Raw genomic sequence first — 23,068 nt, 5'->3', positions numbered from 1 at the left:
AATGCGAGTGCTTCATTTCTTCAAGACGTACCTGCCTGACTCGGTCGGCGGCATCGAACAAGTGATTTTCCAACTGTGCGAAAGCGGCGCCCAGCATGGCATCGATGGGCAGGTGCTGACCCTCAGTGCTGATCCGAATCCACCCGTGGTGAAGCTGGGTCAACACGAAGTGCATCGGGCAAAACTCGATATACAGTTCGCCTCCACGGGATTTTCCTGGAGCGTGTTCAAACAGTTTCGCGAGATGGCGGCCGAGGCCGACGTGGTCAACTATCACTTCCCGTGGCCGTTCATGGACCTGGTGCATTTCGCCAGCGGCATGAACAAACCGAGCGTGGTCACCTACCACTCCGACATCATCCGCCAGAAGCATCTGCTCAAACTCTATCGGCCGCTGATGAACCGCTTTCTCGCCAGCGCCGACCGGATTGTCGCGGCGTCGCCGAATTACCTGCACACCAGTGATGTGCTGCAACAGTTTCAAGACAAGACCCGAGTGATTCCCTATGGCTTGAACAAGGCGGGTTATCCACAGCCTGATCGCGAACGAATCAACCGTTGGCGCCAGCAGCTTGGGGATAAGTTTTTCCTCTTCGTCGGGGTCATGCGCTATTACAAAGGCCTGCACATCCTGCTGGATGCCATGAAAGACGTGGATTATCCGGTGGTCATCGTCGGCGCGGGTCCGCTGGAGCAAGCGCTGCACGCCCAGGCCGCCGCGTTGGGCCTGCGCAACATTCACTTCCTTGGGCGCCTGGGGGATGAAGACAAAGTCGCGCTGCTGCAATTGAGCTACGCCATTGTTTTCCCATCGCATCTACGCTCGGAAGCGTTCGGCATCTCGCTGCTCGAGGGCGCAATGTACGGCAAACCGATGATCTCCAGCGAGATCGGTACCGGCACCAGCTACATCAATATCCACAACGAGACCGGGCTGGTCGTACCGCCAAGTCATCCACAGGCGTTTCGCGAAGCCATGCGCACCTTGTGGGAGAACCCCGATCGCGCTGCCGCCATGGGCGCCAAGGCCGAAACCCGTTACCGGCAGTTATTCACAGCCGATGAGATGGGCCGCAAATGGACAGCGTTGTACCAAGAGCTGCTGGAAGAAAAATCCTTGTCCTACGCCTGATCTCTATCCACCACTGTCCCTGTGGGAGCGGGCTTGCCCGCGATTGCAGTATGTCAGCCGACATAGATGTTGGATTTACCGACGCCATCGCGGGCAAGCCCGCTCCCACAGGGTTTTTATGGCGAATGGGAGATTGGCGGTTTATAGGTCCAGCACCAGCGGCTGCTCACTCTGCGCCGGCACCGCACAACAAATCAGCACATGCCCCGCCTCCGGCACTTCGGCTGGTGGCTGTGGATAATTCACTGCGCCGCTGACCAGCCGTGTCTTGCAGGTGCCGCACGAACCGCCGCGGCAACTGAACTCGGGGCGCAATCCGCGACTTTCCGCCAGCTCCAGCAAACTGCTGCCGTCCGGTTGCCAGCGCGCTTCCTTGGCCGAACGTTCGAACACCACCGGCACGGATGTGGTGGCTGCGGGCGGTTGTTCAATGACAATCGCATCCGGATCGGCGCGACGCTTGAGCGTCGAAGGGCCGAACGTTTCGGCGTGAATCTGCGCATCGCGCACATCCAGCTCACGCAAGCCGTCGTACAGCCCTTGGGTAAAACCGCCGGGCCCACAGACCACAAAATCGATTTGATCGTAGTCCTCGACTGCCAACAGATCCCTTAATACCGCGCCGTCGATCCGCCCGCGCCGGTCGAAATCCTCGCCCTCGTGCGCGTCCGCTTCCGGCTGACTGAGTAACCGCAGGACCCGCACCGCATCGCCAGCGCTTTCCAACAAGCGATCCAGTTCCTTGCGAAAAGGTTGATCGGCCAGGCTGCGTGAACTCTGCAACAACCACGTCGGACGAATCCGGCGCGTGCGCAGGCCTTGATAAACCACCTCGCGCAGCATCGACAGCAGTGGTGTAATGCCAACCCCCGCGGCCAACAACACCAGGGGCCGTCGCTCCAGCGGCGCCACGGTGAAATGCCCCTGTGGCGCCCGCGCTTCCACAACATCACCCACCTGGATCTGCTCGTGCAGATGGGTCGACACGCGTCCTTCGCGCTTCACACTGATCCGATAAAAACCGTCCGATGGCGCACTCGACAGGCTATACGTGCGGATGTGCACCTCGCCGTCGAGGGTAAACCTCACAGGCAAATGCTGGCCCGCGAGAAACACCGGCAAACCGGCGCCATCGTCTGGCTCCAGATAAACCGAGCGGATGCTGTGGCTTTCCCGTTCGATCTTCGCCACCCGCAGCGGTCGCCATTGGTTGCCCAAAGCCTGCGCCTGCAAACGCGTATCGGTTTGCGCCCAGTTTCCAGTCAACAGACTGGTGGGCGACATGCCGTCGAAGCGCCAGCGCAAGGCCAGCGCGGCTGGCCGGCGAACCAGTTTCTCCACCTCGAATGTCCAAAACCGTTCGGCGCCTTGAAACGCCTCGATCTGCGGCCCTTCCAGAATGAGTTCGGTACGCCCGCTGAGTTGCAGCAGATCGCCTGTGGAAAAGTCGATGAACAGCAAGCCCGCCAGAGGGTTGAGCAACAGATTGCCGAGGGTGTTGAAGTGCAGATTGCCGGCAAAATCCGGGATGGTCAGACGATTGCCTTCCACCCGCACGAACCCGGGCTGACCCCCGCGATGGGAAACGTCCACCGAACGCTGACCATCGACATCGACATAACTGGCGACAAAGAACGTATCGGCGCCTTCGATCAGCGCTGTGGCTGCGTCATCAAGGGTGTCGAGATGCTGAGGTGGGCGCGTCTGCGGATCACTCAGTGGCACACGCTGAAACTGGCGCAGTTGAATGTATTGCGGACAGTTGCCGAAGGCTTGATCGACGCTCACATCGAAACCGTTAACGCCTAGATTACCGACATGGCCGTTGAGGCGATTGCGCCGCCGCGTATGCAGTTCAATCCCGAGCAAACCGATGGGCTCGCCGTTGCGCAACTGCGCCGGATCATCTCCAGCAGGCAACGTGGTGAAACGCAGATGCTCAGCATCGGGCGAATGCGCAAACCCCGGCGCGCCTTCAAGCACGCTGGCCCACGGACGACCCTGGGCATCGACCGCGCCGTACAACATGAAGGGAAGTTGCTGATAGAACTCACGGTGCTGGTCCGGCATCCAGGTGCGAATCACCTTACGCCCGAAAGCCTCCATGCGTTCGGCAACGCCGACATGGGCCTGTAACTGTTGCTCGCCAGCGTGCCACGGTGAACGTTCCATCACGACCTCTCCCCTGCGCCCTCGGCGCAACGTGGATTGCGGGAATCAGACTGCGGTTTGCAGACCTGCGACGGTGCGCGGCATGCCGACGAAACCGGGCAGCGCTTCGACCCGGGCCAGCCAGGCGCGGACATTGCCGTAGTCGTCTAGCGAAACATTGCCTTCCGGAGCGTGGGCGATATAGCTGTAGGCCGAAATGTCGGCGATGGTCGGCTCATCAACTGCCAGATACGCGGTTTTCCCCAGCTCAGTGTCCATGACCGTGAGCAGGTTGTGGGCACGTGTGATCAGTTCTTCAGCGTTCAGTTTGGCCCCGAACACCGTGATCAGCCGCGCTGCCGCCGGGCCAAATGCAATCGGCCCGGCCGCGACCGACAACCAGCGCTGCACCCGTGCCGCACCGACCGGATCGCTCGGCAACCACCGACCGTTGCCGTACTTTTGCGCCAGATACACCAGAATCGCATTGGAATCAGCCAGCACCACGCCGTTGTCATCAATGGCCGGAACCTGGCCAAAACTGTTGATTGCCAGATACGCAGGCTGCTTGTGCTCACCCTTCGACAGATCGACCAGAATGGTCTCGGTCGGCAATTGCAGCAGCGACAGCATCAGTTCCACCCGATGGGCGTGGCCGGAACGCGGGAAGTTGTAAAACTTGATCGGTTGCATGGTCAACTCCACTGGATGATCGCACCACCGGGGAGTTGGCAGCGCTGATGGGAGCCATCTTCCACCTATCTGCAAAGCAACAGAATCACCAGCATTCGCAATCGATCATTTCATCTCATGCAATAACGCGGCGTTTTTCAGCGATGGATGCTCACGCAGCGCGTTCACCGTGAAATCAACAAAGCTGCGCACCCGCGTCGGCGCTTTGCGCCCGCCCTGATACACCACATGAATAGGCAGCGGCGGCAGTTCGAAGTCGGCAAGGACGATCTCAAGTTCACCTGCCGCCACTTTGTTCGCCACCTGATAGGAAAGCACCCGCGTCAGCCCGAGGCCTAGACACGCGGCACTGATCGCCGCCTGATTGGCGGTGACTATCAGACGCGGCTCCGGGCGCACGATCAGCGGTTGGCCACCCTCAAGGAATGGCCAGTTGCGCATCTGGCCGGTGGCTGCTGTGGCCACGACGGACAATCCATTCAACGCTTGAGGATGCTGCGGTCGACCATGCTCGGCCAGATATTGCGGCGAACCACAGACAACGCGTCTGACCTCACCCACCCGAATCGCATGCTGATTACTGTCCGGCAGTTCACCGATGCGCACCGCCACATCGACCCCCTCCTCGACCATGCTCACCACCCGATCGACCAACAACGCGTTGATCGAAACGTCCGGATACTGCGTGAGATAACCGGCCATCACCGGTGTGACAAACAACTCGCCGAACAACACCGGCGCCGTCACCGTCAGTTGCCCACGAGGCTGGGCGTGACTGCCTGCAGCCGAATCCTCGGCTTCCTGCACCTCGGCAAGAATTCTCCGACAGTCCTCCAGATACCGCTGACCTGCCTCGCTAAGGTGCACGCTGCGCGTGGTACGGATCAGCAACTGCGTGCCGATTCGTTGCTCCAATGCAGCAACGGCGCGGGTGACGCTCGCAGCCGACAAACCGAGGCGCCGCGCGGCGGCGGAGAAGCCCTGATCTTGAGCGACCGCGGCGAAGACCTGCATTTCCTGAAAGCGATCCATGACTCAACTCCTATACCGCTGCAGTCATCCGCTGATGCAAATCAGGGAACAGACGTTGGGCAAACCAGATCGGTAACCCGGGATACAGGTCGCGCGCCTTTGGTGTTGCACTCTCGACCAACCCGAGCTGTACCAGACTTTTCAACTGGTCAGTTGCCACTCGATCAGACAGTCCGGTGAATATTTTGAAGTCGGCGCGGCTCAGTGTCCCCTGAGTCAGCAGAACATGCAGTGCGCGGGCAACTTCCGGCTTAACCCCCGCCTTCTTGATCCGCTCTTCCCACACGAAAATGGTATGCAGCCTCTCGCGCATGTTTGAAATGTTCAGTGCGCGCTCGGTGTATTTCATCTGGTCCAAGCAAGTTTCCAGCATGAATCCAACAAACTCGAACAAACCTGCCTGAGTCAGTTGCCCACGGCCATCCAGATCCCCTCGTCTCGGTTTGTCAGCATTGGCCAATCGTGCGTAATAGGTCTCCTGCTCGCGAGCCAGTCCACGAGATAAAGACCATAGCGGCGAAACCAACCCCAGCTTTTGCAACTGCAGGTGAGTGAGCAGTCTGACTGTGCGGCCGTTTCCATCGACGAAAGGATGCACCCATGCCAAGCGATGGTGATAAGCCATGACGGAAAGTAACCGGCTCCGCGCATCCGGTAGTCGACCGTAAACCTGCTGCATACGGGTCAACATGGGGCCGACGGATTGGCTCGGTGGTGCTGCGTGATTACCGACCAGAACCTCTCGACTCGCAATATCACGCAATTGCCCTGGCACCAACCGAGTACCGTCGCTCAGGCCCAACTGTTCATCACTGGCACAATGGAAAAGACGTCTGTGCAGGCGCGCAACAAATGCAGGGCTGAACATCGTTTCCCAGGTTAGATCCTTATACACAGCCAACATTCTTTCAAAGGCCTGCTGAGTAACGATGTGGGTCATTGCAAGCTCTGTCAGCTCCTTGCGATGGCGTTTGGGAGCAGTCGGAGCGAGTGTCACCGGCTCAGTGAACTGGCCTTCGATCAAGTTACTGTAGAAGCTGCTGGTCACGCGCAGCAAACCGCCTACGCGTTGCAACATTGGCGGAGCGACCATTGCACTGAGCTTTCCTGCCTGGAACGGCACCTGCTCAGCCAACTGCAATATTTCACTCGGAAATACCGGCATCAGCGGCTCAAGCCAGTGGGTCCCAATAGTCGACTCAGTGCTCATTGCATCTCCAGAACCGCGGATTTTATTGCGGATTCAAGAGTACGCTCAAAGCCTCTAATTACATAGCCTAGCGTTACGTAGGAGATTTCTGAAGTAGAGGTAGTTAGCGGATTTTATTGCGGATTTCTTGAAAGAAATAAATGCATTACTGGAGACAGGAATTCAGTTTCCTACACAAGAGCGCGAAAGCTGGTGATCTTAAGGCGACGACGCCATTGTTCGATGCGTTTGGGGCGAGTGCCACGGGGAGCAACAAGGCACTGGATCAGTTGTGGCGGAATGCACGCACGTTGGCGAACCCCAATCCGCGAGTGTACAAGTCGAGGATTGCGAGCAATTGCCTGGTCAATGGCACGCGGGGGCGGCCAAGGGAATCGCCTGATAAAACAGTTGAATACCCGGCCACCACCCGATCAGGCAATGGCCGGGCCAGACTCAGCGATAGACCGGAAAACGACGGCACAGCGCGACAACTTGTTCGCGTACGTGGTGCCCGACCTTGTCGCTGGTTCCGTTTTCCAGGGCGTCCAGTACGTCGCACAACCAGCCGGCCACTTGCTCGCAGGCCTCCACACCAAACCCGCGGGTGGTCACCGCCGGGGTACCGATACGAAGGCCGGATGTCACAAACGGTGAGCGCGGGTCATTCGGCACCGAGTTTTTGTTGGCGGTGATATAGGCACTGCTCAGGGCCGCGTCGGCGTCCTTGCCGGTGTAGGGCTTGTCGGACAGGTCGATCAGCATCATGTGGTTGTCGGTGCCGCCCGAGACGATCTTGTACCCGCGCTTTTGCAACACCCCGGCCATGGCCCGGGCGTTGATGACCACTTGGGTCTGGTAGATGCTGAACTCAGGCGAAAGCGCTTCCTTGAACGCCACGGCCTTGGCCGCGATCTGGTGCATCAGCGGCCCGCCCTGCACGCCGGGAAACACAGCGGAATCGAGCTTCTTGTAGAAGGCTTCGTCCTGCCCCTTGGACAAAATCAAACCACCGCGTGGCCCGCGCAGGGTTTTGTGCGTGGTGCTGGTCACCACATGCGCGTGGGGAAGCGGGTCCGGGTATTCGCCCGCGGCGACCAGCCCGGCGACGTGGGCCATATCGACCCAGAAGATAGCCCCAACCTTGTCGGCAATGCTGCGCATGCGTGCCCAGTCCTTGTACCGCGAATACGCGGAAAAGCCACCGATCAACATTTTTGGGCGTGTCTGCAGTGCGATTCGCTCCATCTCGTCATAGTCGAGAAAGCCGGTCTTCGGGTCCAGTCCGTAAGGCACGATGGTGTAGTGACGCCCCGAAAAGTTGGCCGGGTTGCCGTGGGTCAGGTGACCACCCTGGGCCAGGTTCATGCCCATCACCGTATCACCGGGGTTGATCAGTGCCAGGAAGACCGCCGCGTTGGCCTGGGCGCCCGCATGGGGTTGCACGTTGGCGTAGTCGCAGTCGAACAGGGCCTTGACCCGCTTGATGGCCAGCCGCTCGGCCACGTCGACGTATTCGCAGCCGCTGTAATAGCGCTTGCCGGGGTAGCCTTCGGCGTACTTGTTGGTGAGCACCGTGCTCTGGGTTTTCATCACCAGCGGGCTGGCATAGTTTTCCGAGGCGATCAGCTCGATATGGTCTTCCTGGCGATGCTCTTCGTTGTGAATCGATTCATACAGCTCAGGGTCGAAAGCGTTGAGGGTCAGCGTCGAGTCGTACATGTGCAAAGTGTCCTTGGTCAAGAATTCAAGCGGCGGGTGACAGCAGGCGGGTGATGCGCGCAGCGATGTCGTCGATCTGTGCGTCATCGCAAATCAGCGGCGGCAACAGGCGCACGGTGTTGCCCCGTGTGACGGTGATCAGCAGACGTTGTTCTTCGCGGGCCCGGCCGACCAGTTCGGCGCACGGGCCATTGAGTTCAATGCCGATCATCAAGCCGATGCCGCGAACGGACACCACCTCAGGATGGTTGCCCAGCGCCAGCTTCAGGGCTGCCAACAAACGGCGGCCCGAGGCAGCGGCGCGTTGCGGGATGTGATCGCGCTGCATGATGTCGAGCACTGTGCAGCCCACGCGGCACGCCAGCGGGTTACCGCCGAACGTGGACGCATGGTGGCCGGGGGAAAACAGCTGGGCGGCCTTGCCCCGCGCCAGGCATGCGCCGATGGGGAAACCGTTGCCCAGCGCTTTGGCCAGGGTAATGACGTCCGGCTTGATGCCCGCATGCTCAAAACCAAACCAGGTACCGGTGCGGCCCAGCCCGGTCTGCACTTCATCGATCATCATCAGCCAGTCGTGTTCATCACACAGTTGGCGCAGGGCCTGCAGGTAGCCGGCAGAGGCGGCGTGCACGCCCCCCTCACCCTGCACCGGCTCGACGAGCACCGCGACGATATCGGGAGACTGCGCCGCGACCTGGCGAATCGCCTCGATGTTGTCGAAAGGCACCCGCACAAAGCCCGGCATCAGGGGCTCGAAGCCACGATGCACGGCGGGGTTGCCGGTGGCGGCGAGGGTGGCCAGGGTACGCCCGTGAAAACTGTTCTCCATCACCAACACTTGCGGCTGGCTCACCTGCCGAGCGTTGGCGTGCAGGCGGGCCAGTTTGAGCGCCGCTTCGTTGGCCTCCGCTCCGGAGTTGCAGAAAAACGCCCGTTGCATGCCTGATAGCAGGCACAGTCGTTCGCCCAATTGCTCCTGCCATGGGATGCGAAACATGTTGGTCGTGTGCAGTAATACCGTGGCTTGCTCGGCGATGGCCGCGGCAATTTCGGGGTTGGCGTGACCCAGGCTCGTCACCGCCACACCGGCGATGGCATCCAGGTATTCAACACCCTCGGTGTCCCACAACGAGGCGCCCTGGCCTCGGCTGAACGAAACCGGTTGTCGGGCTGAGGTGTGCATGAGGTAAGCGGGTGCAGCGGACATTGCAGGCCTCCTGTAGAGGGGGGATCAACGGCTGGGGGTGATCGACAACAACGTGTCTTCAATGAGGGGGCGGGCATCGGCGGTCGGCCAGTAGTACGCATCCGGCATGGCTCGGGCACCGAAGATCGCCTGCCCGACGCGGACCACGGTCGCGCCCTCCTCAATGGCGATTTCAAAGTCACCCGACATGCCCATCGACAGCTCTTGCAGCGACACCCCGTCAGGGGCGCAATGACGCAAGCGGTCGCGCAATTCACGCAGCCGGACGAAGCAAGGCCGCACCCGCACCGCGTCGGCCGAGAACAGCGCCAGCGTCATCAACCCGCGAACCCGCAGTGTCGGGAACGCTGGCATTGTCTCCAGGAAAGCCGCCACGTCATCGGGCGCTAGCCCGTACTTGCTGGCTTCGCCGGAGGTATTGACCTGGACGAACACGTCCATCTGTCGATCTAAAATGCGCAGGCGACGGTCCAGCGCCTCGGCCACCCGCAGGCTGTCCAGGGCCTGAAACTCGCTGGCGAAGCGTGCGACCTGCTTGGCCTTGTTGGTCTGCAAGTGGCCGATCACCGACCATTGCAGGTCTTGCAGGTCGGTCATGGCTTCCCACTTGCGCTGTGCCTCCTGCACCTTGTTCTCGCCCAACAGGCGGCAACCGGCGGCATAGGCCAGACGCAGATGAGCTTCATCAAAGGTTTTGCTGACCGGCAGCAAGCGCACACCGGCAGGGTCGCGCCCTACCCGACGGCACGCCTCGACAATGCGTTGCTGCACGGCGGCCAGGTTGCGGCGAAAGTCTTCAGCACTGTCGGCCTGTGGGTAACGACCATGACGCGCATGCAGGATGTTGAGGTCTTCGGTTTGATCAGGCATCAGTTGGTCGCTCCCTTGGTGGTCACTGCAACCGGTTCGGCCTGTGGGACTGCGGTCTTTTCACGACGCGGCCACTGCCCATTGAGCACGGCGTAGGCGGCCAGGCCGATGACCAGGCCCCAGAACGCGCCGCCGATGCCCAGCAGGGTGATATTGGCCGCGCAGGCCAGGAAAGTGATCAGCGACGCTTCCCGCGATTCCACGTCCGCCATGGCATTGGCCAGGCTCGCGCCGAGTGTGCCCAACAGGGCCAGCCCGGCCAGGGTGGTGATGAAGGTCGCCGGGAAGGCCATGAACACCGCCGCCAGGGTCACGCCGAAGATTCCTACCAGGATGTAGAAAATGCCCGCGGCCACGCCTGCGATCCAGCGCTTGGACGGGTCTTCCGAGGCTTCCTTGCCCGTGCAGATGGCGGCAGTGATGGCCGCGATGTTGAAGGCATGGGAACCGAACGGCGCCATCAACAGAGAACCCAGCCCGGTCACGCTGAGGATCGGGTTGGCACTGGTGTTGAAGCCGTCATTGCGCAGCACCAGCATGCCCGGCATGTACTGCCCGGTGAGGGTGATCAGAAACAGCGGCAACGCCACGCTCAACAACGCATTGACCGAGAACTCCGGGCGGGTGAACACCGGTGTCGCAAACTCCAGCCTCAGCCCCGTGAAGTCCACGCGTCCCTGCATCAGCAGAAAGCCAAGCCCCAGCACCAGAATGCCGACCACCGCGTAGCGCGCACTCAAGCGCTTGAACAGGATGTAGGCGCCGATCAACACCCCGACCAGCAACGGGTCGACGCTCATGCTGGCGAACGCACCGATGCCGAACTGCAGCAGGATGCCGCCCAACAGGCCCGCTGCCACACCCGGCGGGATCAGGCGAACGGCTTTTTCAAAGTAACCGGATACGCCCAGCAGCACGAACGCTGCGGCCGAAATCATGTACGCCCCAATGGCCTCGGCGTAGGGTGTGGTTGCCAAGGCGACGATCAAAAACGCCGCCGCCGGGGTCGACCAGGCGGTGATGATCGGCTCGCGGCTCACCCAACTGAGCAACAGCCCGGTCACCCCGACCCCGATCGACACAGACCAAACCCACGACGCCGTCAACTCAGGGCTGAGCCCCGCGACCTTGGCGGCCTGAAACACCAGGATGAAGGTGCCGCCGTAATTGACGATCACCGAAATCAACCCGGCAACCACCGGGTGCAGCAGGTCCCGCAGACGCAGGGACGAGAGGGATTGAGTAGATGACATAGGTCTTGGCTCCTTGCTGGACGATGCATCCGGCCGCTGGTAAGCGGTCATTTATAGCGGTTGAATGGCAGGTTTTACCCCTACGCTTTAACGCAGCAGACCAGACCACTTTTTGTGGTCGGCTCAGCCATGCTCACGCGCAAAGGCGTTCATGAAGTCGCACAGCGCCTCGACCGCCGGCACCGAAACGGCGTTGTAGAGGCTGGCGCGCAGGCCGCCGACGCTGGCGTGGCCTTTGAGGCCGTTTAGGCCGGCCTGCTCCGCGCGCCGCAAAAAGGTCTTCTCCAGCGCTACCTCGGCCAATCGAAAGGGCACGTTATTGATGGAGCGATACGGGGCCTGCACTGAGTTGCGATAAAACCCGTCGCTTCCATCGATGGCGCGGTAAAGCATTTGCGCCTTGGCCTGGTTGCGCTGATGCAGGGCCTGCAGGCCGCCACTGTGCTTGATCCACTTGAGCGTCAGGCCTGTGAGGTACCAAGGGAAAGTCGCCGGAGTATTGAGCATCGACTGCGCTTCGCTGATGCGCGCGTAGTTGAGAATGTCCGGGGTAAAGGCATGGGAACGCTCCAGCAACGCCGGGTCCACGATGACCACCGTCAACCCGGCCACGCCCATGTTTTTCTGCGCGGCGGCATACACCAACCCATGCCTGGCGATGTCGATCGGCTTGGACAGCAGGCTTGAACAGGCGTCGCACACCAGCGGCGCGTCGCTCGCGGGCGTGTCGATGAACTGCACGCCGTGCACCGTCTCATTCTCGGTGTAATGCAGGTAGGCGGCGTCGGCGTTGAGGCGCCAGTCCGAGGCAGGGGGGACATGGTCGAAACCGGACGCGTGGGCGCTGGCAACCACGCGCACATCGCAGTAGCGCCGGGCAGCCTCGATCGCCTTGCCCGACCAGAGGCCGGTGTGCAGGTAATCCGCCGTGCCTTTATCGCCTGTCAGGTTCATCGGCACTTGAGCGAACTGCAACGAGGCGCCGCCTTGCAGGAACAGCACTTTGTAGGCGGGCGGCACCCCGAGGATGTCGCGCAGGTCCTGTTCGGCTTCACTGGCCACCGCCATGAATACCTGCGAACGATGGCTGATTTCCATCACGGACATGCCGGTGCCGGCAAAATCGAAAAACTCCTCATGCGCCTGAGTGAGGACGTCCAACGGCACCGCGGTGGGGCCTGCGCTGAAGTTGTGTGACCGAGCCATGGTTGAGTAACTCCTGTTCAAGAACGCTCGCCCTGCGCGTCATCACCGAGGTAAAACCGGAGGGTGGCGAGGGCCAGAGTCTACGGATAAACTGGCCTGCCTTTACCTGCCAGTTCATGGAAAGAGAGCAGACCACATGGCGAAGACCTTCGAGCTGGAAACCCTGAAGATGCGCCTCAACGACGCGGAATTTAAGCTGCTGGATCTGCATCAGCGGATTCAACGTGCATTGCGTGCGCTGATTCTCGACGGCGCCCTCGGCCCCGGCTTGAAATTGCCCGCCACGCGGGTGCTGTCCAAGTCATTGGGGTGCGCCCGCGACACCGTCGAGAACGCGTATGTGCAGTTGCATCGGGACGGGTTCATCGTGCGCCGCGAAGGCGCCGGCAGTTACGTCTGCGACACGGTGGGCGTCGAATTGCGCGGTGCTGGCCGCCGACGCCTCAGGGCGCAGGAGATCAGGAGCAGCGTCGCCGCACCGGGCGCCGAACTCAGCCAACGCGGGCGGATGATCTTCGACACCGGCGGCGTGCGCGATCAGCAAGTCATCAAGGCATTTGCCACCGGCCTGCCGGAAACCCGCAGCTTCCCGACGGATGTCTGGGAGCGTTTGCAGCGCCAGGTCATGAAGGACTATCGCGCGAGCGTGCTGCTGCATGGCGATCCACAAGGGGCTGAGCCCCTGCGCAAAGCGATTGCCACCTACCTGAACCTCGAACGCGGCGCCAAATGCTCCCCCGACCAGGTACTGGTCTTGAGCAGTACGCGTCAGGCGTTGTATCTGTGCGCGCAACTGCTGGTGGATGCCGGCAAGCCGATTCTGATGGAAAACCCCGGCTACTACGGCGCCCGCAAGGCCTTCCAAATCGCCGAAACCAAGGTCATGCCCATTGATGTCGATGAACAGGGCATTCGCACCGACCTGTTGTACGCCGACCGCAGCGGCGCCAATTGCGTGTATGTCACGCCCTCTCACCAATACCCCACCGGCGCGACGTTGCCGCTGGAGCGGCGTCTTGAGTTGATCAATTGGGCGGCGCAAAAAGGCAAGTGGATCATCGAGGATGACTACGACAGCGAGTTCCATTACGACGGGCAACCCACAGCGTGCGTGCAAGGCCTGGACAAGTATCAGCGCACGCTCTACATCGGCACGTTCAGCAAGACCCTCTACCCCGGACTGCGCATGGGGTACATGGTGCTGCCCTCCGAACTGGTAAAGCCCTTTGCCTATGCGCGCAGCATGATGGACGGCCACACTCCGCAAACGCTGCAACTGACGCTGGCGCGCTTTATGGAGGACGGCCATTACAACGCGCATGTCCGGGCCATGCGCAAGCTGTATGCCGGACGCCGGTCGATCATGCACGACGCCATCGGCAAGTACTTGAGCACGGTGGTCACCGCCGAACTGCCGCCGGGCGGGTTGCAAATCCCCTGCTTGCTGAAAGCCGGATGGTCCGAGGAAAAAACCATCCGCCAGGCCGCCACAGCCGGCGTGCAACTGTCCGGCCTCAGCGGTCTGTACGCGGGCGAACCGAAGCAACAGGGCTGGCTGCTGGGCTACTCCTCCCTGACTGCGTATGAAATAGAAGCCGCCATGTTGCGTCTGGCCAACGCCCTGAAAATCTAATGGCCCAGCGCATAGTTCATCAGCAGCTGCTGGGCCTGGACGGCCATCCGCGCACGCGGGGACAGCTTGGAGTATTCAACCGTGATGACGGGTTGAGGCTTGGCGGTGCTGAACAACCTGAACCGTGACGTGCGGGTAGCCGCCAGGCGGCCGGTGGGGATGATGCCGGGCATCGGAATTCCTTTTCAAAAAAGCGCAGACGGTTAATACGGCAGCCTGAAACGCTTGGTCAGGTCGCTGATACCTTCACGAATCGAGCGTTCCGTGCGGCCGTCAAGGGCACCGCTGCGCACGCCACCGAGCATGGCCAGAATCATGTCGCCGATCTCCCTGAATTCATCGACCCCCATGCCACGCGAAGTGCACGCCGCACTGCCGAGACGAATGCCGGACGTCACGGTGGGCTTGACCTCATCGCCGGGCACGACATTTTTGTTTACGGTAATGCCGATTGCCTCCAACGCACGTTCGGCGACATTCCCCACCAGGCCCCACGGCCTCAGGTCAATCACGCCCAAGTGACAGTCGGTCCCGCCCGACACGACCAACAGCCCACCTTCAGCCAATCGGCCGCACAAGGCCTGGGCATTGGCGACCACGGCGTGGGCATAAGCGCCGAAGGCCGGTTGCAATGCCTCGCCCAGTGCCACGGCCTTGGCTGCAACGATATGCATCAGTGCTGCGCCCTGCAGGCCGGGGTACACCGCCGCATTGATCTTCTGCGCAATGGCCTGCTCATTGCACAGGATCATCCCGCCGCGCGGGCCGCGCAATGTGGCATGGGTACTGAGGGTGGTGACATGGGCGAACGGCACAGGAGACGGATAGGCACCACCCGCTACCAGTCCTGCGACGTGGGCGATGTCGGCCATCAGGTACGCACCCACCTCGTCGGCAATCGCACGAAACCGGGCGAAATCCAGCGCCCGTGAGTACGCCGAGGCCCCTGCGATGATCAGGCGTGGACGTTCTTGTCGGGCGATCTGCTCGACCTGATCCATGTCGACCCTGTGGGTCACCGGATGCACGCCATAGCTGAGGGCCTGAAACCAGCGACCGGACAAGTTGAACGCTGCACCATGGGACAGGTGCCCACCGGATTTGAGGTCCAGGCCCAGGATTTTGTCCCCCGGCGCCAGCAGAGCCAGAAACACTGCCTGGTTGGCCTGGCTGCCCGAGTGGGGCTGCAGGTTGGCATAGGCACAGCTGAACAGCTGCCTGGCCCGCTCGATGGCGAGCTCTTCAATTGCATCGACATTGCAGCAACTGGCGTAATAGCGACGCCCTGGGTAGCCCTCGGCATATTTGTTGGTCAGCACCGACCCTTGGGCCTCGAGCACCGCACGACTGACGACGTTCTCAGCGGCGATCAGCTCGATTGACTGCACTTGGCGCTGACGCTCGGCGTCGATGGCGCGCCACACCTCCCCGTCCACCTGAGGCAGCGCAACGCCACTGACTCCTGGCAGCGCGTGGCCCTCCCGATAAGCGAAATGCGGCATGGTCACTCCCTTTGTAAACGCCCGATAACACGCCGCACTACCCTATCCGCCCACGGGCCGGCCAACCATACCAGTTCGCTCAGATGTTGCAGACCACCGCCCTCAGAACCCTTGCCACACGTCTACGCAGGGGCAGGCGTGGTGATATCGCCGCCATTTAAAGTGGTCTGGTGGCCCTATCGGTAATGGACTATCGCGCAAGACCATCGCCTCATTAAGCTTTGCGCCGAATTTGCCATGCTCACTACACAGGTTTCGCCATGACGATTCGTATCGGGTTGCTGCCACAGGTCGCCGCCGCACACTTTGTCAGTCATTTGCACATCATGGTGCTGGCAGCGCTATTCCCTCTGCTTCCGGCTTTTTTCAACGTGGAGTATGTGGAACTGGGCCTGGCGTTGAGTCTGTTCAATGTCGTCACGGCGCTGGTACAGGCACCCATGGGATTTGCCGTAGACCGCTACGGTGCCAGGCGCTTGCTGTTGGTCGCGCTGGCACTGGGCAGCAGCAGTTTCTTACTGATTGCACTCCTGCCCGGCTACACCTGTTTGTTGATCGGCATGGTACTGGCCGGCGTCGCCAACGCGGTTTATCACCCGGCCGACTACGCCCTGCTGTCGCGCCACATTGACCCCGCCCACATTGGTAAGGCGTTCTCCGTGCATACCTTTGCCGGGTTCCTTGGCGCGGCCGTGGCGCCGGCGTTTTTGCTGGGTATCGCGGTGGCGAGCAACCTGCCCATGGCCTTCTCGGCGGCGGCACTGGTGGGCTTTTTCGTGCTGGCGCTGTTGTTGGTCCCTGGCTGCGCACTGGCCCGAGTCAGTCACGTGTCTCCCGCCGCCGACGCGCCCCCCATCGGCGCCAGCCGCCTGTCACTGCTCTCGCCTGTGGTGCTCAGCCTGACCCTGTTGTTCGTGCTGCTGAACCTGAGCACCAGCGCGATTGAGAAGTTCTCGGTCGCAGCCCTGATGCAAGGCCAGGGCGTGGCCTTGACCTGGGCCAACTCGGCGTTGACCGCCTTCCTCTTTGCCAGCGCTTTTGGCGTGCTGGCAGGGGGAGCCTTGGCCGACCGGACCCGCCGCCATGGTGTCGTCGCAGCCAGCGCGTTTGCCTTGGCCACCGTACTGATGCTGCTGGTCGCCACGGCGCGCTTGAGCGAGCCGGCGCTGCTGGTCGTGCTGGGGGCGGCGGGCTTCCTGACTGGGGTGATCGCACCGTCCCGCGACATGCTGGTACGGGCAGCTGCCCCGAAGGGTGCCGAAGGCAAAACCTTCGGCATCGTCTCTACCGGTTTCAACATCGGAGGCGCCATCGGGCCCGTCGGGTTCGGCTGGCTGCTCGACCAAGGTCAGCCCAACGCAATTTTCTGGGCCAGCGCCGCCTTCATGTGCCTGACCGTTGTACTGACCCTGATACAGGAGCGGTCCATGGCCAGGGCCCGAAAAATAGCGGCACTCCAAGTGGCATTCAAGTGACCTGAATCAATAGCCGCAACGTGTTTTTGCCGCAGACTTGAAGGGCGCCGTCCCGCATTTATTGCGCTGCACCCTCGCTTGTGCGGACCCGTTATTTTTGCAAGGACTGCACGGTAAACCCCAACACCAATAGCCGATTTCCTTGGAGTTAAAACATGGAACGTTTGAATTGTGGTACCGATGACGTAGTAAAAAACATGCTGGCCAAACTCTCCACGCTCTGGAAAACCCGCGCGGCCGTCAACAACCCGCAACCGAACTACTGGGGCCTCGCCTTCGATGCCGACAAGCACGACTTCAGTCTGTCGCTGCTACCGTTTCGTCATCATCAGGCCTGGCTCGAAGCCCCTCAGGACCTGCAATCCAAATGCCTGTCCTATGCGTGGGACATCTACAACCTCAAGACCATCTACATCGAATGCAATGTGGTCGTGCCTGCCTGCGAGGACATTATCAAGACCCCGCCGCCGAGCAACAACCGCGCCCTCCTGCAAGACGTGATGTCTCAGGCACTGCTCGACGAAGCCCTGCACACGCGCATGTCCATCATGGCCTGCAACTATATCTATGACATGCGCAAACTCACCCCGCTGGACTTCAGCGCGTTCAACCTGGTGACGTGGCGCGAGGCCCTCCTGGCCAACTGCACCGCCGAATGGGAGCGACGCCTGACCCGCTTCGGCGTCGCGTGTGCCAGTGAAACGCTGATCACCGACTACCTCAAGACCATGGCCGAGGACGCCAGCATTCAGGCGGTGTGCCATGAGGTCACGCGCACCCATGCCATGGACGAGTGGAGCCATTCCAGCGTCTTCAGCTTCGTCGCTTCCGACATCGTCAATGGCCTGAGCCGCAAGGAACGCGAGTACCTGCGCTCGATCATCCTGCGCACGGTGCAGATGTTCGCCAATAACGAAATGGGCGCATGGTCCACCGTGTTTTCGATGTTGGATTTCCCCCATGCCGGCGAGATCGTGCATGACGTGGGCGACGACAACGAAATCAGCGTCTACACCGACTCGCTCGAAGCGCTGATAGACCGGATCGGCTTGACCGGCAACGGCCTCAGCAGTGCCGAGCATGCCATTGAAACCTTAGGCGAGAAGGCCCGCGCATGAACGGCATGGCATCCCTCAAGGCCCTGTGCGAACACGTCAGCATTGAAACGGCCAACGTAAAAGTTTTCACCCTGCGCGCGGTAGACGCACCCGTCGAATTCCTCGACAGTCTGGAGGCAGGCAAACACGTGGCCCTGCACGCCGCTGACATGGCGGGCACCCATCACCAGCGGTTGTATTCGATCACGCGCAAGCACGGCGCCGACCGGTTCGACATTGCGGTCAAACGCGAAGGCCGTGGCGGGGTTTCGGACCAGTTGCACGCCACGCTGCAAGCCGGCTCAACCACCGCGATGCAGTTTGTGGCAGGTGATATTTCGCTGGAGTCGGTTCTGGGTTGCGGACAGGTCGGCATGCTCGCCGGCGGCATCGGCATCACCTTGCCGATTGCATTGCTGCGCGGCCTGGCCGAGCGCGCGCGACGCGGATTGGCGGTGCCCGATGTGAGCCTGCTGCTGTGTGTGCCGTCCATCGCCGAGATTTCGTTTCTACAGGAGTTGCTGGAGCTTGAGCTGACCACATCGTGGTTCTCCTTGCAGGTGTTCGTAACCCGCGAAGCGGTCAACAACAACGGACACTTCAGTGCCGGTCGTCCCCAAGCCCAGGACCTGAGCCGGCTGGGTAACCCCGACCGCGTGGTGATCTGCGGCAGCTATGGCTTCGCCCAGGGCATGCGCGAACACACCCTGGCCATGTTCCCCGCGAGCCGCTTGCTCATCGAGTCCTTCACGCCACCGGCCGCGCCGGCCTCCGCCGCACAGCCTGAGGCTCAGGACGACGCGACGCTGCGCCTGCACTTGAACCACAACGATCAGGTGCTGGAGCCGCCCGCCGGCAAGAGCTTGCTGGAGATGCTCGAAACGAGCGGCATCGCGGTGCGCAGCCTTTGCCGCGCCGGTATCTGCGGTCACTGCCGGCTGAAGGTATCGGAGGGTCACTACACCCTTGAGCCCGACTTTTGCCTGACCGACAAGGACAAGGACGACGGCTACGCCCTCGCCTGCTGCACCTTCCCGCAATCCGGGACGATCAAGGTCGAGCTCTCCACCACGGTATGAACACTTACCGTCCTTACTTCAACAACTGGTTTTTTCCATGAAAACTGCCATTGCATTGCGCCACATTCACTTCGAAGACGTTGGCACCCTGGATGCCGTTCTGGCCGAAGAAGGCTATACGCTGATTTACCTGGACCCCACGGTCGACGCCATCTACAGCGAGGCGGTGCTGCAGGCCGACTTGTTGATCATACTCGGCGGCCCTATTGGAGCCTATGACGAGCAGCTGTATCCGTTTTTGCACGACGAATTGAAACTGGTGCGCCAGCGCGTTGCGTCTGGAAATCCCCTGCTGGGCATCTGCCTCGGTGCGCAATTGATCGCCCGGGCCATGCATGCCGACGTCTACCCGATGGGGGTCAAGGAGATCGGTTTTTCACCGCTGACCCTGACCGCGGCCGGTCAAGACTCGCCGCTCGCCGCGCTGATGGACACCCCCGTGCTGCACTGGCACGGCGACCAGTTCGATGTGCCAGAAGGCGCTGTGTTGCTGGCCAGTACCAAGGTGGGTGCTCATCAGGCGTTCGCCGTGGGCAACACGATTCTCGGCCTGCAATTTCACCTCGAAGCCGATACCGCCAACATCGAGCAATGGCTGGTTGGCCATGCCAGCGAACTGGCACAAACCGGCATCGATCCTGTTGCGTTGCGCAGCGAGGCCATAAACCTCGGCGACCGCCTGACCCGAGCCGCGAGCCACGTCATGCGGGCCTGGCTGAACAACTTGGGCACCCCGATGAAACACTAATAGCGGTCGGGCAACCGCCCACCGCATTTGCACCGTGTAAACCACCTGAAAAATATCAAGGATGAGGAATCAAAAATGATCGTCGTATTGTTTGAGTTACAGGCACTGCCAGGCCAGGGCGAGACCTATGTTGACCTGGTCAACAAGCTGACCCCGATGCTTGAACCCATGGACGGGTTTATCTCCGTCGAGTGCTTTCAAAGCACGCTCAACCCCAAGAAGGTGATGTCGGTCACCACCTGGCGCGATGAGGAAGCCGTGGTGCAGTGGCGCAACGTGACAGCCCACCTGTCGGCACAGCGCGCCGGACGCGACAAAATCTTCGATGACTACCGAGTGCGCGTGACATCGGTGATTCGTGATTACGGTCTGCGTGATCGCGAACAGGCGCCGTACAACGTAGTCGTCGACGGTGAGCCCGCCACGGCTGCCGCGGTGGTTTAACGGCGTATTCTCGTCATTTGCACAGGGACGAGAGATTCAGTGTCGGGGGTTGTGGTGAGCGGGTTCACCACAACCCCCCTCTTCCACATTGGTAATCGCGCAACGCCTATTCACGCAAGCCAACCTCCCAGGCCTCCTGCGAGATCAGACCATAAAATAAAAAAGCCCCTGAAATCAGGGGCTTTGGCATTGCTTCAAAATCTATTGTCTAAACCATTCGTTGGTTATCAACAACATAGTTTGACACAGCCCCTCCCGTAAATCGGGGTCTGTAGGATGATTCGGGGTAAAGGCAACAACAACATAGATTGACACAGATGGGTCGCACTTCAAATACGGGGCTCGATTGGTAACAACATAGATTGACACTACATCGAGAGCGTTCATTCAGGCCGAAATATTATGTGAGCGCGACCGGTCACTCACCTGTGCGGAAATAGCGTTTTTTCAGCACAGGCTCAGTGCGATGTTTAAATCCGTGCGCAACCTTCGACCGGACCCCATCAGCACATAAACTGTGTTTTTTGTTCGAAATAAGCAGTCGTGAGTGAAGGAAACACCCAGCGTTGTTCGGACCCAATCACCAGGCGGGAAGCGGCCTTTACTGTCTTGGATAACGGTCAAAGCGTAAACGAGAGCAGGAATTAGCTGTCTATCCGTAATGGCTTTTCGCTGACGTGTTGTAATGTCGAGATCCAAAATTGCCCAATCAGCAACAAGACAATAGGCACGGGAAGGAAAATGCAGACTGGCGAGGGACACTGCATCTGAGGGGGCGAGTTGGCATCCGTTTATTTTATCGCCTGCAGAAAGCACTGAAACATAATCTGCCAAATTCATTTGTAACTCCTGCCGATCAAAAAAACCGATTCGAACGAGAAGCATCATTCAGCTTAGCTCCCAGCGGATCACCAGGTTCCGATGCCGACGGATAGCAGCAGGGTGATCTCATGGCTGTTCCGTCTTCTCCCTTCATCTCACTGAACGGGATGATTTCTATCGAGCTGTCACCAGATAAAGTGGTTTGCGCCAGTACCCAGCTATGCCATTGCCGTGCGTGAACCCTACCTAGCGGTAGGTGCCGATGTGGGTGAAACCTAGTGCTTCATGGATGCCCGTGCATGCCGGATTCGGCAAGGCGACGCCGGTATAGGCGCATGAAATCCATGTTACTTAAGGAGCGGTAGAAGCCGTTTGGCTGCGGCTGAATCAAAATGACATGCCCTCAGACACTTGAATCAGCATTTCTTCGACTAGATGTGTGCCAAAGGTTGTAGTGACCATCGCCGATGGGCTTTCTCCCAAAAAACGGGCTTTGGGTTTGGAAAGCCATTGTTTGGCCTTCCCTTTGTCACCGAAGATCACCTCGGCCATGGCGGTAATATGTGCAAACCGGAACAGGCGATCGCTCTCATGCAACGTTAAAAGCTGATTGGCTGACAGTTTTGTTTTGAGCGTTTTGGGTTGAATGATTCTGTCGCGTTCTTCGTCGCTGAGGGTTCCATCATCACAAAGCATTTTGATCAGGCTGACCGAGAAGCCAGCTACTATCATGTCGTGAATGTCCAGATCCGAAGCATTGACAGCGATATGAAGAAGCGTCTCCAACCGCATGCGGTAAGCATGATAGGCATCCTGACGCAGGACGCCTGCAAACATGGGCCGCACTGATGTTGCGTTGCGCACGGGCGTCAGGACTAATGTGCCATTCAATACCGTTAGCTCCAGGTCGTCCCCAACACCTAACCTCATTTGGGCAAGCAACTCTTGAGGCAGATCAATGATGATGTCGCCAGTATCGTCCTCAGTTTTCTGGCATTTGACTATCCAGCGCTCAGTTTCACTCATGATCGTCCGGCCCTCATCCGCCATCAGAGAATGACACACATCATTATGCTTGGGCCCAGAGCTGACCAAAGGAACGCGCAATCCGCTGGTAGACAGGCACTGCCGCTGCTCGAACGCCGGATAGCGAGTGAAACAGCAAAAAATGTGGCAATGGCTATATCTGCCTTTCCACCTTCACATGGTTAAGAGCCTGAGCGTGATCAGGTAACTACACGAAAAGGATATGACATGCACCCTGATGAGCTTTATGTTTCCGTCGACGTCGAGACTTCTGGGCCTATACCCGGCGAATACAGCCTGCTTTCCATCGGAGCTTGTCTTGTAGCCCAACCTGAAACGTCCATCTATCTTGAACTACGGCCTGACAGTCCGAAACACGACCCCGAAGCGCTGGCAGTATCGGGGCTGAGTCTGGAGAAGCTGGAGCGCGAGGGCCTCGCTCCGCAACAGGCGATGCTGACATTTGATCAGTGGCTGAAATCGTCGTGCCAAACGGGGCAGAAGGTCATTTTCGTAGGGCTCAATGCACCGTTTGACTGGTCATTCGTCAATTACTACTTCCACAAATACCTGGAAACCAACCCCTTTGGTTTTACCGCTATCGACATGAAGGCCTACTTTATGGGCGCTGTAGGTTGCAGCTGGCAGGAAACAAAATCATCCAAAATGACCGCTGCGCTGAAGCCACTCAGCGAACCGAACCATAACGCATTGGATGATGCCCGCTTTCAGGCAGAGCTCTTCGCCCTTATGCTAGCGGGTAAGGATAAACGCTGACCAGCCTTCC

21 protein-coding genes and 1 pseudogene are annotated in these 23,068 nt (G+C 60.0%); 9 read left to right on the top strand and 13 right to left on the bottom strand.

The window, feature by feature from the left end:
- Position 1 precedes the first annotated feature (1 nt).
- Positions 2–1,132: a glycosyltransferase family 4 protein gene (locus AB4P91_RS05740; protein WP_395604460.1), complete on the top strand. Its 1,131-nt coding sequence runs from the start codon at positions 2–4 to the stop codon at positions 1,130–1,132.
- Between the two features lie 141 nt (positions 1,133–1,273).
- Here the strand turns inward: AB4P91_RS05740 and AB4P91_RS05735 are convergent, their stop codons facing one another.
- The 4 genes from AB4P91_RS05735 to AB4P91_RS05720 all read right to left on the bottom strand — a co-directional run bounded on the left by AB4P91_RS05735 (position 1,274) and on the right by AB4P91_RS05720 (position 6,218).
- On the bottom strand, positions 1,274–3,304 hold the full coding sequence (locus AB4P91_RS05735) for a pyridoxamine 5'-phosphate oxidase family protein (protein WP_395604459.1): 2,031 nt from the start codon (positions 3,302–3,304) through the stop codon (positions 1,274–1,276).
- Positions 3,305–3,349: 45 nt separating this feature from the next.
- A complete protein-coding gene (locus AB4P91_RS05730; RefSeq protein WP_395604458.1) occupies positions 3,350–3,976 on the bottom strand; it encodes a glutathione S-transferase family protein in 627 nt (208 codons plus the stop codon).
- A gap of 105 nt (positions 3,977–4,081) precedes the next feature.
- The gene (locus AB4P91_RS05725; RefSeq protein WP_150593344.1) at positions 4,082–5,008 is read right to left on the bottom strand and encodes a LysR family transcriptional regulator; all 927 of its coding nucleotides are present in this window, start codon (positions 5,006–5,008) and stop codon (positions 4,082–4,084) included.
- A 10-nt stretch (positions 5,009–5,018) separates the two neighbouring features.
- Entirely contained in the window at positions 5,019–6,218 is a 1,200-nt protein-coding gene (locus tag AB4P91_RS05720) for a Fic family protein (protein ID WP_224787160.1), read from the bottom strand.
- A gap of 197 nt (positions 6,219–6,415) precedes the next feature.
- Between AB4P91_RS05720 and AB4P91_RS05715 the strand changes: the two are divergent.
- Positions 6,416–6,571, top strand: a pseudogene (locus AB4P91_RS05715) (acyl-CoA dehydrogenase); the annotation flags it as partial.
- Between the two features lie 82 nt (positions 6,572–6,653).
- Here the strand turns inward: AB4P91_RS05715 and glyA are convergent.
- The 5 genes from glyA to serC all read right to left on the bottom strand — a co-directional run bounded on the left by glyA (position 6,654) and on the right by serC (position 12,455).
- Positions 6,654–7,919, bottom strand: a complete 1,266-nt coding sequence (gene glyA / locus AB4P91_RS05710; protein ID WP_150593343.1) for a serine hydroxymethyltransferase — start codon at positions 7,917–7,919, stop codon at positions 6,654–6,656.
- A 25-nt stretch (positions 7,920–7,944) separates the two neighbouring features.
- Complete coding sequence (locus AB4P91_RS05705) at positions 7,945–9,126, bottom strand: aspartate aminotransferase family protein (RefSeq protein ID WP_150593342.1); 1,182 nt, start codon at positions 9,124–9,126, stop codon at positions 7,945–7,947.
- A 24-nt stretch (positions 9,127–9,150) separates the two neighbouring features.
- Positions 9,151–9,996 (bottom strand): YggS family pyridoxal phosphate-dependent enzyme, encoded by an 846-nt coding sequence (locus tag AB4P91_RS05700; RefSeq protein WP_395604457.1) that lies wholly within the window; start codon positions 9,994–9,996, stop codon positions 9,151–9,153.
- The gene (locus AB4P91_RS05695; protein ID WP_395604456.1) at positions 9,996–11,249 is read right to left on the bottom strand and encodes a benzoate/H(+) symporter BenE family transporter; all 1,254 of its coding nucleotides are present in this window, start codon (positions 11,247–11,249) and stop codon (positions 9,996–9,998) included. Before AB4P91_RS05695 ends, AB4P91_RS05700 begins: the two co-directional genes overlap by 1 nt.
- A gap of 123 nt (positions 11,250–11,372) precedes the next feature.
- A complete protein-coding gene (serC, locus tag AB4P91_RS05690) occupies positions 11,373–12,455 on the bottom strand; it encodes a 3-phosphoserine/phosphohydroxythreonine transaminase (RefSeq protein ID WP_150593339.1) in 1,083 nt (360 codons plus the stop codon).
- 136 nt (positions 12,456–12,591) lie between these two features.
- On the opposite strand from serC, the gene AB4P91_RS05685 reads away from it, so the two are divergent.
- Complete coding sequence (locus AB4P91_RS05685; RefSeq protein WP_150595891.1) at positions 12,592–14,088, top strand: PLP-dependent aminotransferase family protein; 1,497 nt, start codon at positions 12,592–12,594, stop codon at positions 14,086–14,088.
- Here AB4P91_RS05685 and AB4P91_RS05680 read toward each other — a convergent pair.
- Complete coding sequence (locus tag AB4P91_RS05680) at positions 14,085–14,261, bottom strand: hypothetical protein (RefSeq protein WP_191624023.1); 177 nt, start codon at positions 14,259–14,261, stop codon at positions 14,085–14,087. The genes AB4P91_RS05685 and AB4P91_RS05680 overlap by 4 nt on opposite strands.
- Before the next feature lie 30 nt (positions 14,262–14,291).
- Positions 14,292–15,590 (bottom strand): serine hydroxymethyltransferase, encoded by a 1,299-nt coding sequence (locus tag AB4P91_RS05675; RefSeq protein ID WP_150593337.1) that lies wholly within the window; start codon positions 15,588–15,590, stop codon positions 14,292–14,294.
- 260 nt (positions 15,591–15,850) lie between these two features.
- Here AB4P91_RS05675 and AB4P91_RS05670 point away from each other — a divergent pair, with 260 nt between their 5' ends.
- The 5 genes from AB4P91_RS05670 to AB4P91_RS05650 all read left to right on the top strand — a co-directional run bounded on the left by AB4P91_RS05670 (position 15,851) and on the right by AB4P91_RS05650 (position 20,433).
- On the top strand, positions 15,851–17,065 hold the full coding sequence (locus AB4P91_RS05670; RefSeq protein ID WP_395604455.1) for an MFS transporter: 1,215 nt from the start codon (positions 15,851–15,853) through the stop codon (positions 17,063–17,065).
- A gap of 155 nt (positions 17,066–17,220) precedes the next feature.
- Positions 17,221–18,183: a diiron oxygenase gene (locus AB4P91_RS05665; RefSeq protein ID WP_395604454.1), complete on the top strand. Its 963-nt coding sequence runs from the start codon at positions 17,221–17,223 to the stop codon at positions 18,181–18,183.
- Positions 18,180–19,241 (top strand): 2Fe-2S iron-sulfur cluster-binding protein, encoded by a 1,062-nt coding sequence (locus tag AB4P91_RS05660; protein ID WP_150593334.1) that lies wholly within the window; start codon positions 18,180–18,182, stop codon positions 19,239–19,241. The genes AB4P91_RS05665 and AB4P91_RS05660 overlap by 4 nt, the downstream gene beginning before the upstream one ends.
- 37 nt (positions 19,242–19,278) lie before the next feature.
- Positions 19,279–19,989 carry a glutamine amidotransferase gene (locus tag AB4P91_RS05655; protein WP_150593333.1) on the top strand — a complete coding sequence of 237 codons (711 nt, stop codon included), beginning with the start codon at positions 19,279–19,281 and terminating at the stop codon, positions 19,987–19,989.
- Positions 19,990–20,064: 75 nt separating this feature from the next.
- Positions 20,065–20,433 carry an antibiotic biosynthesis monooxygenase gene (locus tag AB4P91_RS05650; protein ID WP_042561898.1) on the top strand — a complete coding sequence of 123 codons (369 nt, stop codon included), beginning with the start codon at positions 20,065–20,067 and terminating at the stop codon, positions 20,431–20,433.
- A gap of 447 nt (positions 20,434–20,880) precedes the next feature.
- Here AB4P91_RS05650 and AB4P91_RS05645 read toward each other — a convergent pair whose 3' ends face one another.
- The gene (locus AB4P91_RS05645; protein ID WP_130205488.1) at positions 20,881–21,321 is read right to left on the bottom strand and encodes a DUF6957 family protein; all 441 of its coding nucleotides are present in this window, start codon (positions 21,319–21,321) and stop codon (positions 20,881–20,883) included.
- Between the two features lie 321 nt (positions 21,322–21,642).
- A complete protein-coding gene (locus tag AB4P91_RS05640) occupies positions 21,643–22,281 on the bottom strand; it encodes an antitoxin Xre/MbcA/ParS toxin-binding domain-containing protein (RefSeq protein WP_223272653.1) in 639 nt (212 codons plus the stop codon).
- A gap of 228 nt (positions 22,282–22,509) precedes the next feature.
- Here AB4P91_RS05640 and AB4P91_RS05635 point away from each other — a divergent pair, with 228 nt between their 5' ends.
- Complete coding sequence (locus AB4P91_RS05635) at positions 22,510–23,058, top strand: 3'-5' exonuclease (protein ID WP_130205486.1); 549 nt, start codon at positions 22,510–22,512, stop codon at positions 23,056–23,058.
- Positions 23,059–23,068 lie beyond the last annotated feature (10 nt).

This window comes from Pseudomonas sp. B21128 (assembly GCF_044218865.1).
Lineage (GTDB): Bacteria > Pseudomonadota > Gammaproteobacteria > Pseudomonadales > Pseudomonadaceae > Aquipseudomonas > Aquipseudomonas iridis.
The sequence above is the reverse complement of the archived record's forward strand: the minus strand, read 5'-3'. Positions and strand labels throughout refer to the sequence as shown.

Excerpts from the sequence above, each read along its gene's own strand:
- serC (WP_150593339.1), bottom strand. The coding sequence starts at position 12,455 with ATGGCTCGGTCACACAACTTCAGCGCAGGCCCCACCGCGGTGCCGTTG.
- AB4P91_RS05730 (WP_395604458.1), bottom strand. The coding sequence starts at position 3,976 with ATGCAACCGATCAAGTTTTACAACTTCCCGCGTTCCGGCCACGCCCAT.
- AB4P91_RS05670 (WP_395604455.1), top strand. The coding sequence starts at position 15,851 with ATGACGATTCGTATCGGGTTGCTGCCACAGGTCGCCGCCGCACACTTT.
- AB4P91_RS05635 (WP_130205486.1), top strand. The coding sequence starts at position 22,510 with ATGCACCCTGATGAGCTTTATGTTTCCGTCGACGTCGAGACTTCTGGG.
- AB4P91_RS05725 (WP_150593344.1), bottom strand. The coding sequence starts at position 5,008 with ATGGATCGCTTTCAGGAAATGCAGGTCTTCGCCGCGGTCGCTCAAGAT.
- AB4P91_RS05705 (WP_150593342.1), bottom strand. The coding sequence starts at position 9,126 with ATGTCCGCTGCACCCGCTTACCTCATGCACACCTCAGCCCGACAACCG.
- AB4P91_RS05735 (WP_395604459.1), bottom strand. The coding sequence starts at position 3,304 with ATGGAACGTTCACCGTGGCACGCTGGCGAGCAACAGTTACAGGCCCAT.
- AB4P91_RS05700 (WP_395604457.1), bottom strand. The coding sequence starts at position 9,996 with ATGCCTGATCAAACCGAAGACCTCAACATCCTGCATGCGCGTCATGGT.
- AB4P91_RS05740 (WP_395604460.1), top strand. The coding sequence starts at position 2 with ATGCGAGTGCTTCATTTCTTCAAGACGTACCTGCCTGACTCGGTCGGC.
- AB4P91_RS05695 (WP_395604456.1), bottom strand. The coding sequence starts at position 11,249 with ATGTCATCTACTCAATCCCTCTCGTCCCTGCGTCTGCGGGACCTGCTG.
- AB4P91_RS05650 (WP_042561898.1), top strand. The coding sequence starts at position 20,065 with ATGATCGTCGTATTGTTTGAGTTACAGGCACTGCCAGGCCAGGGCGAG.
- AB4P91_RS05680 (WP_191624023.1), bottom strand. The coding sequence starts at position 14,261 with ATGCCCGGCATCATCCCCACCGGCCGCCTGGCGGCTACCCGCACGTCA.
- AB4P91_RS05660 (WP_150593334.1), top strand. The coding sequence starts at position 18,180 with ATGAACGGCATGGCATCCCTCAAGGCCCTGTGCGAACACGTCAGCATT.
- AB4P91_RS05685 (WP_150595891.1), top strand. The coding sequence starts at position 12,592 with ATGGCGAAGACCTTCGAGCTGGAAACCCTGAAGATGCGCCTCAACGAC.
- AB4P91_RS05640 (WP_223272653.1), bottom strand. The coding sequence starts at position 22,281 with ATGAGTGAAACTGAGCGCTGGATAGTCAAATGCCAGAAAACTGAGGAC.
- glyA (WP_150593343.1), bottom strand. The coding sequence starts at position 7,919 with ATGTACGACTCGACGCTGACCCTCAACGCTTTCGACCCTGAGCTGTAT.
- AB4P91_RS05645 (WP_130205488.1), bottom strand. The coding sequence starts at position 21,321 with ATGATGCTTCTCGTTCGAATCGGTTTTTTTGATCGGCAGGAGTTACAA.
- AB4P91_RS05720 (WP_224787160.1), bottom strand. The coding sequence starts at position 6,218 with ATGAGCACTGAGTCGACTATTGGGACCCACTGGCTTGAGCCGCTGATG.
- AB4P91_RS05655 (WP_150593333.1), top strand. The coding sequence starts at position 19,279 with ATGAAAACTGCCATTGCATTGCGCCACATTCACTTCGAAGACGTTGGC.
- AB4P91_RS05675 (WP_150593337.1), bottom strand. The coding sequence starts at position 15,590 with ATGCCGCATTTCGCTTATCGGGAGGGCCACGCGCTGCCAGGAGTCAGT.
- AB4P91_RS05665 (WP_395604454.1), top strand. The coding sequence starts at position 17,221 with ATGGAACGTTTGAATTGTGGTACCGATGACGTAGTAAAAAACATGCTG.